This is a genomic window from Gracilibacillus thailandensis, from assembly GCF_010994055.1.
GTDB lineage: Bacteria > Bacillota > Bacilli > Bacillales > Amphibacillaceae > Gracilibacillus > Gracilibacillus lacisalsi.
Map to the genome: position 1 here is coordinate 1 of NZ_WJID01000043.1, position 16823 is coordinate 16823.

19 protein-coding genes are annotated in these 16823 nt (G+C 35.0%); 14 read left to right on the top strand and 5 right to left on the bottom strand.

What is annotated here, in order from left to right:
* Positions 1 to 203 precede the first annotated feature (203 nt).
* Together GH715_RS13070 and GH715_RS13075 are read left to right on the top strand one after the other, a co-directional pair.
* Positions 204 to 749, top strand: a complete 546-nt coding sequence (locus GH715_RS13070; RefSeq protein ID WP_163578649.1) for an RNA polymerase sigma factor SigX — start codon at positions 204 to 206, stop codon at positions 747 to 749.
* Complete coding sequence (locus GH715_RS13075) at positions 736 to 1881, top strand: GerMN domain-containing protein (RefSeq protein WP_153836438.1); 1146 nt, start codon at positions 736 to 738, stop codon at positions 1879 to 1881. Before GH715_RS13070 ends, GH715_RS13075 begins: the two co-directional genes overlap by 14 nt.
* 45 nt (positions 1882 to 1926) lie before the next feature.
* Here GH715_RS13075 and GH715_RS13080 read toward each other — a convergent pair whose 3' ends face one another.
* Complete coding sequence (locus tag GH715_RS13080; protein ID WP_153836437.1) at positions 1927 to 2148, bottom strand: ferredoxin; 222 nt, start codon at positions 2146 to 2148, stop codon at positions 1927 to 1929.
* A 132-nt stretch (positions 2149 to 2280) separates the two neighbouring features.
* Between GH715_RS13080 and GH715_RS13085 the strand changes: the two genes are divergently transcribed.
* Genes GH715_RS13085 through GH715_RS13100 form a run of 4 tightly spaced genes read left to right on the top strand, consistent with a single transcriptional unit; the run spans position 2281 to position 5937 of the window.
* Complete coding sequence (locus tag GH715_RS13085; protein ID WP_153836436.1) at positions 2281 to 3354, top strand: YpbB family protein; 1074 nt, start codon at positions 2281 to 2283, stop codon at positions 3352 to 3354.
* Positions 3347 to 4867 carry a RecQ family ATP-dependent DNA helicase gene (locus tag GH715_RS13090; protein WP_153836435.1) on the top strand — a complete coding sequence of 507 codons (1521 nt, stop codon included), beginning with the start codon at positions 3347 to 3349 and terminating at the stop codon, positions 4865 to 4867. The genes GH715_RS13085 and GH715_RS13090 overlap by 8 nt, the downstream gene beginning before the upstream one ends.
* A gap of 1 nt (position 4868) precedes the next feature.
* Entirely contained in the window at positions 4869 to 5456 is a 588-nt protein-coding gene (locus GH715_RS13095; protein WP_153836434.1) for a CPBP family intramembrane glutamic endopeptidase, read from the top strand.
* Positions 5446 to 5937 (top strand): LysM peptidoglycan-binding domain-containing protein, encoded by a 492-nt coding sequence (locus GH715_RS13100; protein ID WP_153836433.1) that lies wholly within the window; start codon positions 5446 to 5448, stop codon positions 5935 to 5937. The genes GH715_RS13095 and GH715_RS13100 overlap by 11 nt, the downstream gene beginning before the upstream one ends.
* A 56-nt stretch (positions 5938 to 5993) precedes the next feature.
* On the opposite strand, the gene GH715_RS13105 is transcribed toward GH715_RS13100, so the two are convergent.
* From GH715_RS13105 to GH715_RS13115, 3 genes are read right to left on the bottom strand one after another with little or no spacing between them, the layout of a single operon-like run.
* Complete coding sequence (locus GH715_RS13105) at positions 5994 to 6563, bottom strand: manganese catalase family protein (protein ID WP_153836432.1); 570 nt, start codon at positions 6561 to 6563, stop codon at positions 5994 to 5996.
* 19 nt (positions 6564 to 6582) lie between these two features.
* A complete protein-coding gene (locus GH715_RS13110; RefSeq protein ID WP_153836431.1) occupies positions 6583 to 6852 on the bottom strand; it encodes a spore coat protein CotJB in 270 nt (89 codons plus the stop codon).
* Positions 6849 to 7073, bottom strand: a complete 225-nt coding sequence (locus GH715_RS13115; protein WP_153836430.1) for a spore coat associated protein CotJA — start codon at positions 7071 to 7073, stop codon at positions 6849 to 6851. Before GH715_RS13115 ends, GH715_RS13110 begins: the two co-directional genes overlap by 4 nt.
* Before the next feature lie 456 nt (positions 7074 to 7529).
* Here GH715_RS13115 and GH715_RS13120 point away from each other — a divergent pair, with 456 nt between their 5' ends.
* On the top strand, positions 7530 to 8510 hold the full coding sequence (locus GH715_RS13120) for a YpdA family putative bacillithiol disulfide reductase (RefSeq protein ID WP_153836429.1): 981 nt from the start codon (positions 7530 to 7532) through the stop codon (positions 8508 to 8510).
* 48 nt (positions 8511 to 8558) lie between these two features.
* On the opposite strand, the gene GH715_RS13125 is transcribed toward GH715_RS13120, so the two are convergent.
* Positions 8559 to 9521: an asparaginase gene (locus GH715_RS13125; RefSeq protein WP_153836428.1), complete on the bottom strand. Its 963-nt coding sequence runs from the start codon at positions 9519 to 9521 to the stop codon at positions 8559 to 8561.
* Between the two features lie 98 nt (positions 9522 to 9619).
* Here GH715_RS13125 and prsW point away from each other — a divergent pair, with 98 nt between their 5' ends.
* From prsW to rpsA, 7 genes are all read left to right on the top strand, one after another.
* Positions 9620 to 10276, top strand: coding sequence for a glutamic-type intramembrane protease PrsW (gene prsW / locus GH715_RS13130; protein WP_153836427.1), 657 nt, complete (start codon positions 9620 to 9622; stop codon positions 10274 to 10276).
* A gap of 784 nt (positions 10277 to 11060) precedes the next feature.
* Entirely contained in the window at positions 11061 to 11954 is an 894-nt protein-coding gene (sleB, locus tag GH715_RS13135) for a spore cortex-lytic enzyme (RefSeq protein ID WP_153836426.1), read from the top strand.
* Positions 11955 to 11972: 18 nt separating this feature from the next.
* Positions 11973 to 13307, top strand: a complete 1335-nt coding sequence (gene ypeB, locus GH715_RS13140; RefSeq protein WP_153836425.1) for a germination protein YpeB — start codon at positions 11973 to 11975, stop codon at positions 13305 to 13307.
* Positions 13308 to 13420: 113 nt separating this feature from the next.
* Positions 13421 to 14068 (top strand): flagellar brake protein, encoded by a 648-nt coding sequence (locus GH715_RS13145; protein WP_153836424.1) that lies wholly within the window; start codon positions 13421 to 13423, stop codon positions 14066 to 14068.
* Positions 14069 to 14087: 19 nt separating this feature from the next.
* On the top strand, positions 14088 to 14759 hold the full coding sequence (gene cmk / locus GH715_RS13150; protein ID WP_153836423.1) for a (d)CMP kinase: 672 nt from the start codon (positions 14088 to 14090) through the stop codon (positions 14757 to 14759).
* Positions 14760 to 14763: 4 nt separating this feature from the next.
* Positions 14764 to 15342 carry a lysophospholipid acyltransferase family protein gene (locus tag GH715_RS13155; RefSeq protein ID WP_153836422.1) on the top strand — a complete coding sequence of 193 codons (579 nt, stop codon included), beginning with the start codon at positions 14764 to 14766 and terminating at the stop codon, positions 15340 to 15342.
* Between the two features lie 98 nt (positions 15343 to 15440).
* Entirely contained in the window at positions 15441 to 16586 is a 1146-nt protein-coding gene (gene rpsA / locus GH715_RS13160; RefSeq protein ID WP_153836421.1) for a 30S ribosomal protein S1, read from the top strand.
* The last annotated feature ends 237 nt before the right edge of the window (positions 16587 to 16823 follow it).

Below are 16823 nucleotides of genomic sequence, written 5' to 3' on the forward strand. Positions count from 1 at the left end.
TCAGCTATCAAAAGTGGCGATTACCCAAGAAGCCCCCACATCAAGCAAACCCGTAAGGGTGGTAAGTGGTGGGAGTAGTTCACCAAATTTACTACCACAGTATGAATTACTGTGGTATTTTAGTTCTGTATACATAATTTGAACTGATTTGTAACTTTTCGCTATGATTTTCGACAAATAGAATAAGGTGAGGGGGTCTTGACGTGAAGACCACTTTTGAGGAACTATATGATAAATATCATCAGGATTTATTTCAATATATATTTTATATGGTAAAAGATAAACAACAAACCGAAGATATTGTTCAGGAAGTTTATATCAAGGTCTTACGTTCATATCAACATTTTAAAGGAGAAAGTTCGGAAAAGACATGGCTCTTTTCGATTGCCAGGCATGTTACTTTTGACTATTTTCGCAAATTAAAGAGAAAACGAAATAAATTTTTAGAATTCTTTAACTGGGGAGAAGAAGGGGAGCAACTTCAGTCGGGTCATCATGCGCCGGAAGAATACGTGTTGTTAGATGACCAAATGAAACAGATTTATACCTGTATGGAACATTGTAGCTATGATCAAAAACAAGTAATTATATTACGTTTTATCCAAGACTTTAATATAAAAGAGACGGCAGAAATATTAGATTGGACTACCAGTAAAGTAAAGACTACTCAGCATCGTGCGCTTAAAGTCCTGCAACAATGTATGATGACCTCGTTGAGAGAGGAGGAAGGCGATCATGAAGAATCATAAGTCAAATGATGAACAGTTAAAAGAACAGCTACGAAAATTACCAAAAATAGAAGATAAGCGTACTAAGGAAGAGGTTTATCAGCAAATTGAAGCACAAATGAAGCAAGATAAACCATCTTCTCGAAAGAAGCGGTCATTTATATGGGTTCCGCTGTTTGCTACTGTTTGTGCAGCATTGTTAATTTTCGTGATTATACAGGGGCAGGATTTTTCAGGGAGTTATGATCAATCAACTTCTGAAATGGCTGATGATTCAGACATGAATACTTTTGATAATGCTAATGATGAAGCATCAACCGCAGAAGAATCTCGAGAAGAAGACATTTTTAATAAAGCGGAAATGCAGGACAATATAAAAGAAGAATATCGTTATTTACTTGACATGGAAGATATACAAGGTGCTAGCCATATGGCGTTTTTGACAGAACAAGGCCAACATATCATACCGATTACGATTTTGCATAGTAACTTTTCTTATAATCAAATTAACGAATATATCGATTTAGAGGAAAACGGCTTGTATGATATCGGAATACGAGAGATACAATTTCAAAGAGATAACCAAAAAGTAATTGCAACATTTACAGATTCCTTTGAATTGCAACCTAGTGGAAATAATTACAGCAATTTCAAAAAGGTGCTAGCTTATATGTTTCGACCATTAGGGATGAAGGAAATTCAATTTGAGAATCACCATCCTATCTTAAATGAAGGAGATAATAGTAATAACCTTGTTCCTCTAAGTCCTATCCAGCAAGTACCTTATAAAATATATCAGGGTAATAATGGGTCAGAATGGTTGGCTGCCAAAACCGATGAGATATTTAAGACATTAACTGCAGCGTTAGAAGAAATGAAAATAGCGGAACCAGCATTCAATGTTCAGCCTTCTATACCGGAAGATGCGGTTATTGAGACCGAGGATCAGACGGGTGGTCAGGTATTTATTTCCTTATCCTCTTCACAAATTGGGGACAATCAAATTACCGTTCAAATGATTGAAGCAATCTTAGCTACTGCGTCCACTTATGGATATCAGGAAGTCATCTTCAGTATAGGAATCGATCAAATTGGTAAGTATGATTTATCCGAACCCATTCAAACTACCGATCAAATTAATATTATTCAATAAATGGTCGCAAAAGAAAAAAACAAAGAATAGGGCAGTAACAACCCCCTATTCTTTGTGATATATTTTTACTGATTCTGTTGGACAGCTTTCATGCGCATCTAAAAGATCCTCTTCAGAATCTGAAGGCACTGCTGTTTCACCTTTATTATTATCGAGTTTGCTGTATGCAACACCTTCGTCGTCATAGTCGAATAAATCAGGTGCAGTTGCACCACATACCCCACACGCAATACACGTTTCTTTCTCTATCCACGTATAATATGGCATCAATTGCCACTTCCTTTTCTTTCTTATATTCTAGTTATTAGATTATCAAATACTTATGTAAGTTACAATGATGTTGTATTCAAATCTCACAATAATTGTTAAAATATAGATAGCTTAGATTGAGGTGTTCACATGTTTGAATGTATTTTATTAGATAGTATATTAAAGCTAAATGGTGAACGAACAGTATATAATATTTATCACTTATTAACAGCAAAGAAATCAACTCAAACGATACAAGATAGCAATTTATTTGGTTTAACTAATTATTTCGGAATATATAATTCTTTAACTAGACAAGCCTTTAATCAGGAAATCCAACGCCTAGAATATCATCAGCTTATTACGGTTAACCCCGATCAACAAACTGTACATATTAGTGAAAGGGGAAAGGTGTATTATAAACAGCTAAGGGAAGAACAAGCGGATTATTTTCATCTGAACGGTGAGAAATTTCATCAAAAAGCGGATCGTTTTTCTAAAAATTTATTACTTTTTATTCAAACATTGACACATATTCATCGGAAAAATCCACGCTTTATACCGATTGTTGAGGATATTGAAAGCCAGCAATTTGTAAAAAAAGTATGGAACAGACAACACCAACTTGGTACTGCTACAATATTGAGATATCTCTATCAAGATTTAACCATGCTATTAAAGAATTTTCCAGATGATCATGCAGCAGCTTTTGTTGATAGTTTAACCTCTCTTAAAAAAGTTGGACTTAGCCGTTACCAAATTGCAAATAAATATTATATTACTACTCACGATGTTCATTTGTCTTTCATGAACATTATTCATGCTGTCTGTAAAGCAATCGAAACGAACCATAACTTTAAGTTTCTTCCTCAATTATATCCTGTTTATCAAACAAATAAGTTGTTAAGTGATTCAACAAATCAGACATTCTATTATTTGAAGCAGGGTCTATCAATTGATGAAATTGCTAATGTTCGGAATTTAAAAGAAAATACGATAAAAGATCACATTGTTGAAATTGCCTATATATACCAAGAATTGAATTGGCCTACCTATATTACGGAACAAGAATATCGATTAATTAGAGACATATTAAAAAAACAGGAATCCAAAAGATTGAAGGATATTAAAAGTCTATTACCAGATTCAATTAGCTATTTCCAAATTAAACTGGTAATAGCTTTAGAAGGACGAAATAATGTGGGGGAGAATCATTATGTCTAAATCACAACTAGAACAGTATTTACAAGCTTATTTCGGTTTTTCGACTTTCCGTACTGGCCAAAAAGAAATTATAGAAGCTGTTCTGAAGAAACGGAACGTCTTTGCGGTCCTTCCAACTGGAACAGGGAAATCTATTTGTTATCAGTTACCAGCTATGATGTTATCAGGAACCGTCATTGTCGTATCACCTCTACTCTCATTAATGACGGATCAAGTTAAGCAGTTGAAGGCTACTGGGTTTAAAAAGGTAGCTGCATTAAACAGTATGCTTTCCTATCAAGAAAGAGAAATTCTTATACAACAAATGGATTCTTATCAATTACTATATTTATCACCGGAAATGCTACAGAGTAAACGGATTTTAACGAGAATAAAGTCTTTGAAGATTAGTTTGTTTGTAATAGATGAGGCGCATTGTATTTCTCAATGGGGCCATGAGTTTCGTCCAGATTATCTTAGAATTAAACAAGTACACCAGTTATTAAATAAACCACCATTATTAGCACTGACTGCAACGGCAACACCAGATGTCCAACAAGATATTTTGGAGGCATTACAAATACCGGATGTCAAAAAATTTATCTATCCAATGGATAAACCGAATATCTCCTTTGTAGTGGAAAAGGTGGATCAGGTGAAAGAAAAAGAAGATAAACTTACGAAGATTATCCGGAATTATAGGGTTCCTACTTTAATTTATTTTTCTAGTAGAGAAGAAGCTGCTAGGGTTGCGTCGATATTACAAGGAAAAGAACATGATCGAAATATCGCTTATTATCATGGAGGCTTAGATAATCAGGACCGATTATTGATCCAACAACAGTTTATGAACAAGCAATTGGATGTTATTTGTTGTACAAATGCTTTTGGCATGGGCATTAATAAAAAAGATATTCAATTAGTGATTCACTATCATTTTCCATCCCAAATCGAATCATTTATACAGGAAATCGGTAGAGCGGGAAGAAATGGGCAGGAAGCTGTTAGTGTAACCCTTTTCCATGAGTATGATCACATCATTCCACAACGGTTACTTGATACAGAATTACCTGACATTAGCGTTGTTAAGCAAATGTTAAAACTAATTTATCATAATGATGTATCATTGAATGATTTGAAAGAGGAATTTATGTTGAAAGTAAATGGAATGGAGCCTCATTGGAGGTTTTTTCGTTATCAATTAGAAAAATTGAAGATTTTAGAACGTGAACAATTCAATATAACCGCTCTACCATTTCAGAATGCCTTTATGACATTGCAAGAAACTATAGAAAAACGCTATCGATACAAATATAATAAATTAAACGAAATGTTACAATGGCTTCATACGACAGGTTGTAGGAGAAATGAACTCTTTTCACATTTTCAGGATCATATCCAAAAACCAACGAATATGTGTTGTGATTATTGTGATTTTCGATGGGAAAACTGGCATCCAGCAATTGAACAGAGTAATTGTAATACGCAAGATTGGCAAACCAATTTAAAAGAGATATTATATCAAGGAGACTAATATGCAAAAAAGCCAAGCAGAACTTATCAGACTACTGTCAAGTAAACAATTAAAACAACAAATATGGCTCTCCCAGCTATTTCTTGGACTTATAGCGGTCGTTTTAGCATCCATTTTATTTAATGATTGGCAAGATATAGTTGCTTTGTTTTCTTGGAATTTCTCCGATTGGATTATATTTGGTGTTTTCTCTGCTCTTATGATCATCTCATTGGATCTACTATTAATGAAAATATTTCCGAAAAACTGGTGGGATGATGGGGGGATCAATCAAAAAATATTTCAAGAAGGCTCTTATATAGGCATTATCTTGTTATGTTTTTTTATTGCTTCTGTTGAAGAATTCCTGTTTAGAGGTGTGATCCAGACTAATTTTGGCATACTGATTGCAAGTATTCTTTTTGCGGTTGTTCATATTAGGTATTTATCAAAAGTCGTCCTTTTTATTGCGATTATTGGCTTGAGTTTTTGGATAGGTTTGGCTTATTATTGGACAAGCAATTTGAGTGTGGTAATCACACTGCATTTTCTTGTAGATGTTATATTGGCTTTGTTAATCAGGTCGGGGAGGTTTCGTCATGCATCATGAACAAAGAGATGACCAGGCAACATCGTTAAGAAATCAGGTTGTACAGCAACAAGCGAAATACGATAATGTCTCTTCATTGCCACCTAGGAGTGAAGTGCATCAAACGAGAAAAGCGAAGGCAAAATGGAAAATATCTTTTCCATTTATACGGTTTATTTTACTAATGTTTATTGTGATCATACTCTTATTATTAACCGTTAAATTTTGGGGAGAAGAATATTTATCATCAGCAGAATCTGAGGAAGAAGATCACTTTGCTGAGCACGTATTTATTAAATCGAATTCCTCTGATACAGAGGAAATAAATGGATCGGATATAATTATTCATGAAGTAGATCGAATGGATACGTTATTTTCGATTTCTGAAAAATATTACGGTAATACGAACTTTGTAAAACATATTATCGAGGCCAATCAATTAGAAAATGATACTTTAATTGTTGGTGAAGAAATTGTAATTCCCAATGTTGATGAAAATTGAAAATTATTTCCCCCGTTACATGTGAGCATGACGGGGGTGTTCCATTAGTACGGCTATTAAAATACTTTTTTGCGATCACGTTCTTCTTTTAATATTTCTACTGCTTCATGGAATCGTTGGGAGTGGACAATTTCTCTCTCTCGTAAAAACTTTAATGAATCATTTATAAACGGATCATCAGATATATCGATAATCCATTGGTATGTTGCTCGGGCTTTTTCCTCCGCAGCAATATCCTCATACAAATCGGCTATAGGATCTCCTTTAGCTTGGATATAAGTTGCCGTCCAAGGAGATCCAGCTGCGTTCTGATAATATAAAGCATGGTCGTGATTAACGAAGTGTGCACCTAAGCCTGCAGCCTCCAATTGCTCAGGAGTAGCATCCTTTGTTAATTTATAAATCATAGTAGCTATCATTTCCAAATGTGCAAACTCTTCTGTACCAATATCATTTAATAAGCCTACGACTTTGTCAGGTATGGTATAACGTTGATTTAAGTAGCGTAAAGCAGCAGACAGCTCTCCGTCTGCTCCTCCATATTGCTCAATTAAATATTTTGCTAACATCGGATTGCACCTGCTTACCTTAACCGGATATTGCAATTTTTTTTCGTAATACCACATTTCTAATATTCCTCCCTTTCTATACTTGCCAAGGCCAAGGAGCCTCTTTCCAATTCCATGGATAACTGGAATAACTTTGACCATACTGCATTAGAGGGCCGAATTGTTCTTCAAACTGATTTTTTAATTGTCTACTCTCGTAAGAAGCTTGATTAAATTGTTTTATGGCATCTAAATCATGGGGATGGGTATCAAGGTATAGTGTTAACTCAACTAAGACAAAATCTACAGCTTGAATTTGTTCCATTAACTGATAATAACTGTCTGGTAGTGGCTTTTCCTGTGTCATTCGCTTGATTCACCCCTTTTCGAGTAATATGGATCGTACAAACATGGCCATAATGTTCCTGCATAAAGTGCTTCCCTAGCAGTTGAAAATTGTTCTGCATTGTTTGGCTGAAAACCTATATATAAATTGGGAGGAGTAGAATAGCACTTGGTTAGGACGGGTTTACATGGATCAAATTTGCTCACGAACGGGGAGTAACATTTAGTTAGTGTAAAAGACATGATATTCTCCTTTCTTTCGTATAAAGTGAGGCTTCCTTAGAGTTTTTTTAAATCCTCTTTTTGGCTTCTTCATCTACAAGAAGCTAGAAGTGGAACACCTTGACAAATTATTGCTCATTACAGGCGAGAGCGTAAGTTTTTTATACGATTATCCTCTTAATTTATTGTATAAAAATTATTCACTTCCCTTTCATTGTATGGAGGTTACATCATGTCCTATTACAAATATGTATTAACCCATTTGTAAATGTATCATTTGGAAACAGACTATAAGTTTATCAGCTTAATCAATCAAACGATCAAACAAGTTTGCTATGTTTCTGAAAATAAACATGTTAATATATATATGGTTCGTTAATAAATGGTTTGAAAAAAATCAGGCCGAAGCTGCGCATTTCAGAAGCAGATATTAGAACATACATAAATATGTGAAGTGTTGAAGGAGTGTAACGTTTTATGCAACAAGAAAAAGTGATTGTGATTGGGGCAGGGCCATGTGGTATGTCCGCGGCAATTGAATTACAGAATATAGGAATAGATCCATTGATCATTGAAAAAGGGAATATTGTTGACTCGATTTATCAATACCCAACCCACCAAACCTTTTTCAGTTCTAGTGATAAATTGGAGATTGGTGATGTTGCGTTTGTTACGGAAAAAAATAAGCCCGTTCGAAACCAAGCATTAGCTTATTACCGAACGGTCGCCATTCGTAGAAACTTACGAATTAATAGCTTTGAAGAAGTATATAAAATAGAAAAAACAGATAACGGTTTTCAATTAGAAACAAAGAATCAACATAACGAAAAAAGAAAGTATCACACAACATATTGTATTATTGCAACAGGCTATTACGGTCAACCCAATTATATGGGAGTAAAAGGAGAAGAATTGGATAAAGTATCACACTATTTTAAAGAAGCGCACCCTTTTTACCAACAAAATGTTGCAGTAATTGGTGGAAAAAACTCTGCTGTAGATGCTACAATCGAATTACATAAAGCTGGTGCTAATGTCACAGTGCTTTATCGAGGCAGTGAGTACTCTTCAAGTGTGAAGCCATGGATATTACCAGAATTTGCTTCACTTGTAAAGCATGGTAAAGTCAAAATGGAATTTAACGCAACGCTGGAGGAAATAACAAAGGACGAGGTTACTTATGTAGTAAACGGTGAGAAGAAATCGATTAAGAATGATTATGTGTTTGCTATGACAGGATACCAACCGAACCAAGGTTTCCTTAAACAGGTAGGGATTACGATTGACCGAGAAACAGGTAGACCTACTTTTGATTTAGATACAATGGAAACAAATATAGAAAATATTTATATTGCTGGAGTTATTGCTGCCGGATACGATAATAACGAAATATTTATTGAAAATGGTCGTTTCCACGGTGGATTAATTGCAACATCTATCAGTAACAAAGAAAGATGATAATTATAAATCCCTCCACATTGATATGTGGAGGGAAAAATGAATATATTAATCTCTGAAAGCTTTCATAAGTTCATGGTGAGATGCACCTTTTTCCAATAACAGCATGAGCTTCAAACGAGCTTTTGGACCATTTAAATGATTAGCAAAGATGACACCGTCCTCCAGTAAAGTTCGTCCACCGCCTTCGTACTGATAAGTAGGTTGTACAATTCCTTTATAGCAGCGGGATACAAATAATACCGTTATATCATGTTTAATAAAGTTTTTTATGGCTGGGACGATTGCAGGAGGAACATTTCCTTGCCCTAACGCCTCAATAATAAGTCCATCGATGTGTGAAGGTTGGATATAATCTAATAGGTCATTTGACATACCTGCATATGCTTTCAAAAGAAGTACGTTTTTCGTTAAATCTTGAATATTTATGGTTTCATGGTGATAAGTTTTTTGATAAAAATAAACATCTTGTTTCGTCACCATACCAACAGGTCCAAATTGCGGACTTTGAAAGGTTGCCACATTACTAGTAGACGTTTTGGTGACATATTGTGCGGTATGCACTTCATCATTCATTACAACTAATACACCTCGGTCACATGACTTAGGATTAGACGCTACTCGAATGGCACAGATCAAGTTATATAAACCATCTGAACCAATTTCATTACTTGATCGCATTGCACCTGTAAATACGATAGGAATACTTGTTTTTACACATAGATCTACAAAATAAGAGGTTTCTTCTAATGTATCTGTACCATGTGTAACTACAATTCCATTATAATTATCTGAATCTATATTTTCCTTAATAAAGTCTGCCAATTGAAGCATGTGTTTCGGTGTAATATGTGGTGATGGTAAGTGAAATAAATTTACTTCTTCTATAGGAAAAGAATGTAATAATTCCATTTTTGATAAGGGATGTGTATCTGTTTCTACGACACTCCCATCTAGATTCTCTTTCATCGATATTGTACCACCAGTATGAATAATTAATGTTTTTTTCATTATACTCCCAACTTTCTTTATTAAACGTATATTATCTTAAATAAATTCTTTTGATATTATGCCATATTTATTGGGAGATAGAAAGTAGGTGATATCAGTTGTTTGCTCTTATATCAGTCTCCATTGCTCCGGCATTTGCATTGTTATCATTTTTTTATTTAAAAGATGAATATGAATTAGAGCCGATTAATGCGATTTTTCGTACATTTATATATGGAGCATTACTAGTATTTCCAATTATGTTTATTCAGTATGCATTTCAGGAAGAAGGTATTGCACAAACTCCTTTTTTACAATCATATTTTATCTACGGACTATTTGAAGAGTTTTTTAAATGGTTTATATTTATTTTCACCACTTATAAGTATTCAAAGTTTAATACAGTTTATGACGGTATTGTATATGGGGTTTCTATTAGTTTAGGGTTTGCAACTGTTGAAAATATTCTTTATTTATTTGCACATGGTATTGAATTTGCCTTTAGCCGGGCAATTTTCCCTGTATCATCTCATGCATTGTTCGGAGTGATAATGGGTTATTATTTGGGAAGAGCCAAATTTTCGCCTAACAATGGAATACTCTCGCTATTATTAGCATTATTATTACCTACTTTCTTACACGGGACGTATGACTTTATATTAGAAGCAATTGAGAATCAATGGATATACGGACTCATCCCATTCATGGTTATACTATGGTTGCTTAGTCTACGAAAAGTAAAAGTAGCCAACGAAATCAGTCACCAGCAAGTATAAACAACGCACAGTAGATATATACTGCGAAGTAATGAAAGGAGAAAAAGTGAGGCTCTCTCCCATTCTGCTTAATGATGAGTGCTCACATACGCTCCGGCAGAATACTGCGCTTTCCGTGGGCACAGCCTCAGCTAACTTGGTAAAGAAAACCACTTTACCAAGTGGATCTTCGGCTAGTGCTGATCCCACTGGAGTCTCCGTATTCTGCCTACGCTGTTTTTGTTCTCTGATTATAGAATGAAATCAACTCATGGTACAAAAATATCTACAGTACTAACCCTTTTAGCATAGTTGTACCCAATACTACATATGGTGACGACATTGACTGGTTGATTTCTGATTAGTGTTGTGAAGCATATCTTAACGAAGGCCGCCCACTTTCACTCCTGTGGGACCTGTTTGACCTGAAGATCCACTTTTTCGAGTGGTTTTTGCTCGAAAAAGTTAGCTGAAGGGCAAACCCCACGGAAAGGGAAGTGGGCAGCCGGAGTGGTAGTTATTATCACAATATATGTCAAAATTATCTCTTAATGCAGTACGAATAGTGCATATCCATGTCTTAGTTACTTCGCAGTTTATTAATATTCTGAAACATTTCATGAATGGATACTCGTTTCCTTTTTTTATTGAAGAGGGATACGGGTATTTTTTTTGAGCACTTTTTGGGTGGTCTAGCGTTCAATAGATATAAAAGTTGTCAGTTTTTGAATGAATAAATTTCATTTTTTATTAAAAGCTATCCATAACAAAATGTTACTTAGATATTAATTTGGAGGTAGCTTTAATGAAAAAAAAGATAACGATTTGTCTTATCATTTTTGCCATAAGTTCTTTTTTCTTCATTGATGGAAAAAATGATCAGGTCCATGGTTTTTCAAATCAAGTGATTCAGCATGGTGCCACAGGGGACGATGTCATTGAACTCCAAGCGAGGCTTCAGTATTTAGGTTTTTATAATGGCGATATTGATGGTGTTTTCGGTTGGGGTACGTATTGGGCATTACGTAATTTTCAGTATGAATTTGGTATGGAAGTAGACGGTTTAGCAGGCCAGGAAGTAAAGCAAAAACTAGAAAATGCAAGTGAATTTGATAAATCCTATGTGCACGAGCAAATTCAACAAGGGAAGAAATTTACCCATTATGGTGGAGTAGACAAAGAAAAACAAACGGAGCCATCTCCAACAAAACAAAAAGAGGGGGATGGAGGTCAGCAGGAAGGCGATCAGCAGCAGCAAAATCAACAAGCCCAACAAGAGAATGATCAGCCTGATGCAACAGAGGAAGACTTAGAACCAACAGCGGTCAATATACCACAAGGTTTTTCGCAAAATGATATTCAAATCATGGCAAATGCTGTATATGGAGAAGCAAGGGGAGAGCCTTATGAAGGTCAGGTAGCAGTTGCCTCTGTAATTTTAAATCGCGTGGAAAGTTCCACTTTTCCAAATACAGTATCAGGTGTAATTTTTGAACCTCGTGCGTTTACAGCAGTTAGCGATGGCCAAATTTGGTTAACACCAAATGAGAAAGCAAAAAATGCCGTATTAGATGCAATCAATGGTTGGGATCCAACTGGAGAAGCATTGTATTACTTTAACCCGGATACTGCTACATCTGGCTGGATATGGTCACGACCACAAATTAAGCGAATTGGTAAACATGTATTCTGTATGTAATTATTTGGAGGTGAAAAAATGTTTCGTTGGTCACTTATTACACTTTTAAGCATTGCTGTTATTGGAGTTTCTGTATGGGGCTATCAAGAGCATCAAGAAAAAAATGCAATACTCATTCAAGCTGAAAATAATTATCAACGTTCCTTTCATGATTTAACCTATAATCTAGATCTTCTACACGATAAAATTGGATCTACTTTAGCAATGAATACGAGAGAACAATTGTCACCACAATTGGCTGAGATATGGCGGTTAACTTCTATGGCTCATAATGATGTTGGACAATTACCACTAACATTACTACCGTTTAATAAGACAGAAGAGTTTTTACAACAAATGGGTGATTTTAGTTATCGTACAGCAATAAGAGATTTAGATAAAGAGCCACTTTCTGATGATGAATTGGAGGCATTAGAATCTCTCTATGAAGTATCAGGAGGCATAGAACAAGAATTACGTAAAGTACAAAATATGGTGTTAAATGATAATTTGAGGTGGATGGATGTACAACTAGCATTAGTTAATAATGATGAGCAAGCAGATAATACGATTATAGATGGTTTCGAAACGGTAGAAAAAACAATTGAAGGCTATTCAGAAGGAAAACTGAATGCAAGTATGATGGGGACGTCAAGTAAGAAAGATGGCTTTACAATTCTTGGAGATGAAAAGATATCAGAGGAAGAAGCGAAAAAGAAAATGCGATCACTGCTACGAATTGATGAGGAAACTAAAATAACGGTTGCCTCAACAGGTGAGGGAGCTAATGTTCCGTTATACAGTGGATCCTATAAAGAGGATGATACAACTGGATATATTGATGTAACACAAAATGGTGGATATCCTATTACGTTAATGATTAATCGAGAAGTAGAAGAAAGAAATAAAAGTCTACATGAGGCGATGCAAAATGCTAAAGACTACTTGTCCAAATTGGATTTCACTACAGATCTTGCTTTAGTCGAAAGTAATCAATATGACAATGTCGGAGTATTTCAGTTTGTGCCGAAGCATGAGAATGTCTGGATCTATCCAGATGCAATACAAATCAAGGTTGCTTTAGATAATGGAGAAGTACTTGGTTTTGTGGCAAAAGATTACTTGGAGAATTATCATGAAAGAGAAATACCGGAAGTCGAATTATCAGAAGAGGAAGCACGTGATAAAGTGAATCCTAATTTGAAGATTCAAGAACATCACCTTGCTGTTATTGAAGATGATATGGGTGAAGAAGTATTAACCTATGTTTATTTAGGAACCTTAAACCAAGACACATATAAAATTTTCATTAATGCTTCTGATGGAAGTGAAGTGAGAGTAGATAAATTAAAACAAGCAGAGATGAAATATTAAAAAAGTAAGAAAGAAGGACTTTTCCTTCTTTCTTTTTTTTGCGATAATAAGTATTGAACTAGTTTCCATTTTTATCATTCATACAAATACTTAGTAGAGAAAGAGGATGAACATTGATTAAAATCGGCACATTTTTGCAACTTGAACAGATAAACGAAGATAGGAAAACTTATAAATGCAGGGTAATCGAAACAAAAAAGGATAAGTTATATATTGATTATCCTATTGAAGAGCAGACAAAACGCTCCGATATGATTCCGGTCGGTACACATTTTCAGGTTCACTTTATTGAAAACAATTCGGTATATAGTTTTCCAAGTGAAATCATCGGTAAGGCTAAAATAAAAAATATCCCAACACTAATTCTTTCTGTGGAAATAAATAATCTAGAAAAAATTCAACGGCGAGAGTTTGTACGTACTGAATCGTTATTGGATGTATCCGTGCAAAGTGCGGATCAAAAGTTTGATTCATTTACGACTGTAACTCATGATATCAGTGGTGGGGGTATCGCCATTCTCGTGGATAAAAATTTCAAAGTAAAACAAGGCGAGTTATTGGATATTATGTTAGTATTACCTTTAGAAAAAAGAATTGAATATCTACATATTATTGGAGAAGCAGTACGAATACAAGAGAGAAATGAAGATAAAAATATTTTATCTGTAAAATTTAATGAAATGGATATACAGGATCAGCAGTCCATTGTACAGTATTGCTTTACAAGACAATTAGAAGATCGAAGAAAAGGTCTTTCGTAGATAGAAGGGTAGGATAATAATGAACGAGAAACAAATAGCCATCGCGATTGATGGACCAGCAGCTGCAGGGAAAAGTACTGTAGCAAAAATTGTTGCGAAAAAATTAGGTTACATATACATTGATACAGGTGCAATGTATAGATCATTAACTTATTCAGTGTTAACTAATCAAATTGATATAAATAATGCTGACATGGTAATCCAGCATCTTCATGACATTGTCATTGACATCAATGCTAATCAACAAGTATTGATAGACCAGAAAGATGTAACAGAAGCTATTCGGACTGATGAAGTGTCAAAGAACGTTTCTGCTATAGCTTCGATTCCAGAAGTTAGACAGGAAATGGTGAAAAGACAACAAAAACTCGCTGAAAGACGAGCGGTTGTAATGGATGGTAGAGATATTGGTACCCATGTAATTCCTGATGCCGAAGTAAAAGTCTTTTTGGTTGCGAGTGTGGAAGAACGAGCTGAACGGAGACATACAGAAAATTTACAAAAAGGATTTTCATCCGATTTGGATCAAATTAAACATGATATTGAAAAGCGAGATAAAATGGATTCAGAACGAAAAGTCTCTCCGCTAAAAAAAGCAGCTGATGCAGCAGAAATTGATACAACTTCTTTAACCATTGAGGAAGTTGCAGACAGAATATTATCTTTAGCTAATAAAAAGATGAGGAGTTAGGAAGATGAGTTTTTATCAATTTGCAAAAACAGTGGTAAAAATGGTTTTAAAGCCAAAGTATAAAGTAAAAGAAGAAGGGATAGAAAATATTCCTTCAGAAGGTCCAGTTATTATTTGTTCCAATCATATTTCCAACTACGATCCTCCTATCGTTGGAATCACTTGTCCAAGACCAATCCATTTTCTTGCTAAAGAAGAATTATTCAAAAATAAATTGTTTGCATTTATTCTAAATCATGTAAATGCCTTTCCAATAAAACGGGGGATGAAAGATCGTAATGCGTTAAGAAAAGGTCTAGAAGTATTAAAAGAAGGTAACGTTTTAGGTCTGTTTCCAGAAGGGACAAGAAGTAAAACTGGTGAGTTAAAAAGAGGGTTGGCAGGAGCAGGCTTCTTTGCACTTAGATCTCAGGCTACGGTCATTCCATGTGCAATTGTTGGTAGTTACAAGAGTAAAGAACCTCTTAGGGTTATTTACGGTAAACCAGTTGATTTAGAGCCTTTACGAGAAAGCAAAGCTTCCGCACAGGAGGTAACAGATGCAATAATGGACGAGATTAGAAAAATTAAAGAAAATCATTAAGTTTTATATATATAACTTGACAAATCACGCTAAATGTTAGAAGTTAGAAAAAAGCACATTTATGTTTTTTGTGTTGGAAATCGAAGGAGGTCTTTGTCATGGATGAAATGAATCAAGAAATTTCTGAGATTAAGGAACTTTCAGTAGGCGATATTGTACAAGGTAAAGTAGTTAAAGTAGAAGAAAAACACGTACTTGTCGATATCGGATATAAAGTGGAAGGGATTGTTCCGATTAGTGAGCTCTCTGCACTTCGCATTGAAACTGCAAGTGATGCAGTTAGTGAAGGTGACCAACTGGAATTACAAGTAAAAAAAGTAGAAGACGAGGAAATTGTCTTATCTAAAAAAGCTGTAATTGCGGAAAAAGCTTGGGAAGACTTACAAGAAAAGTTTGAAAATAACGAAATTATTGAAGCTACCGTCCGTGATGTGGTGAAAGGTGGCCTTGTAGTAGACGTAGGTGTCAGAGGATTTATTCCAGCTTCTTTAGTAGAAACACACTATGTTGAGGATTTCGCTGATTATCAAGATAAATCGTTAACATTAAAAATTGTAGAATTAGATAAAGAACAAAATAGAATTATTTTATCTCATCGCGCTGTTATTGAAGAGGAAGAACAAAAGAAAAAAGGCAAATTACTTGATTCACTTCAAGAAGGTCAAGTGATAGAAGGTACGGTTCAACGTATTACAGACTTTGGTGTATTTGTAGATATTGGTGGATTAGATGGTTTAGTACATATCTCACAACTTGCACATACGCACGTAGAGAAAGCTTCAGATGTCGTTTCTGAAGGTGAGACACTTAAAGTAAAAGTGTTATCAGTAGATAAAGAAAACGAAAGAGTATCATTATCTCATAAAGCAACACAACCGGGACCATGGGACAATATTGAAGAGAAAATAGCCATTAATGATGTAGTAGAAGGTACGGTAAAACGCTTAGTTAACTTTGGTGCCTTTGTTGAAGTACTACCAGGTGTAGAAGGGCTTGTTCATATTTCGCAAATTTCTACGGAGCATATTGGAACACCAGGTGAGGTGCTCGAGGTTGGACAAACTGTCAATGTAAAAGTACTTGATGTAAGTGAGCAGGATAAGCGTATTTCATTAAGTATTAGAGAAATTGAAGAAGAGAAGAACCAACAAGAAATAAAACAGTATGAAAGTGATGATGATCAATCAGGATTCCAATTAGGTGATATGATCGGAGATAAATTAAATAAATATAAAGACGATTAATTCAAAAAACATGCTACAATTTGTAGCATGTTTTTTGTTGTCTAGGAAATTTGCGATTCCTCAAGTAGCCATAATGAAATATATGGACCGTATGACCACCACGTTTGCCCTTCAGCTAACCTTTTTTTCGAGCAACAATCATTCGAAAAAGTGGATCATCAGACCAAACAATTTAAAGTGGGCGCCTACGCTAATAAGATCTGCTCTACAACGCTAGCATGAAGTAATACGGTTGCT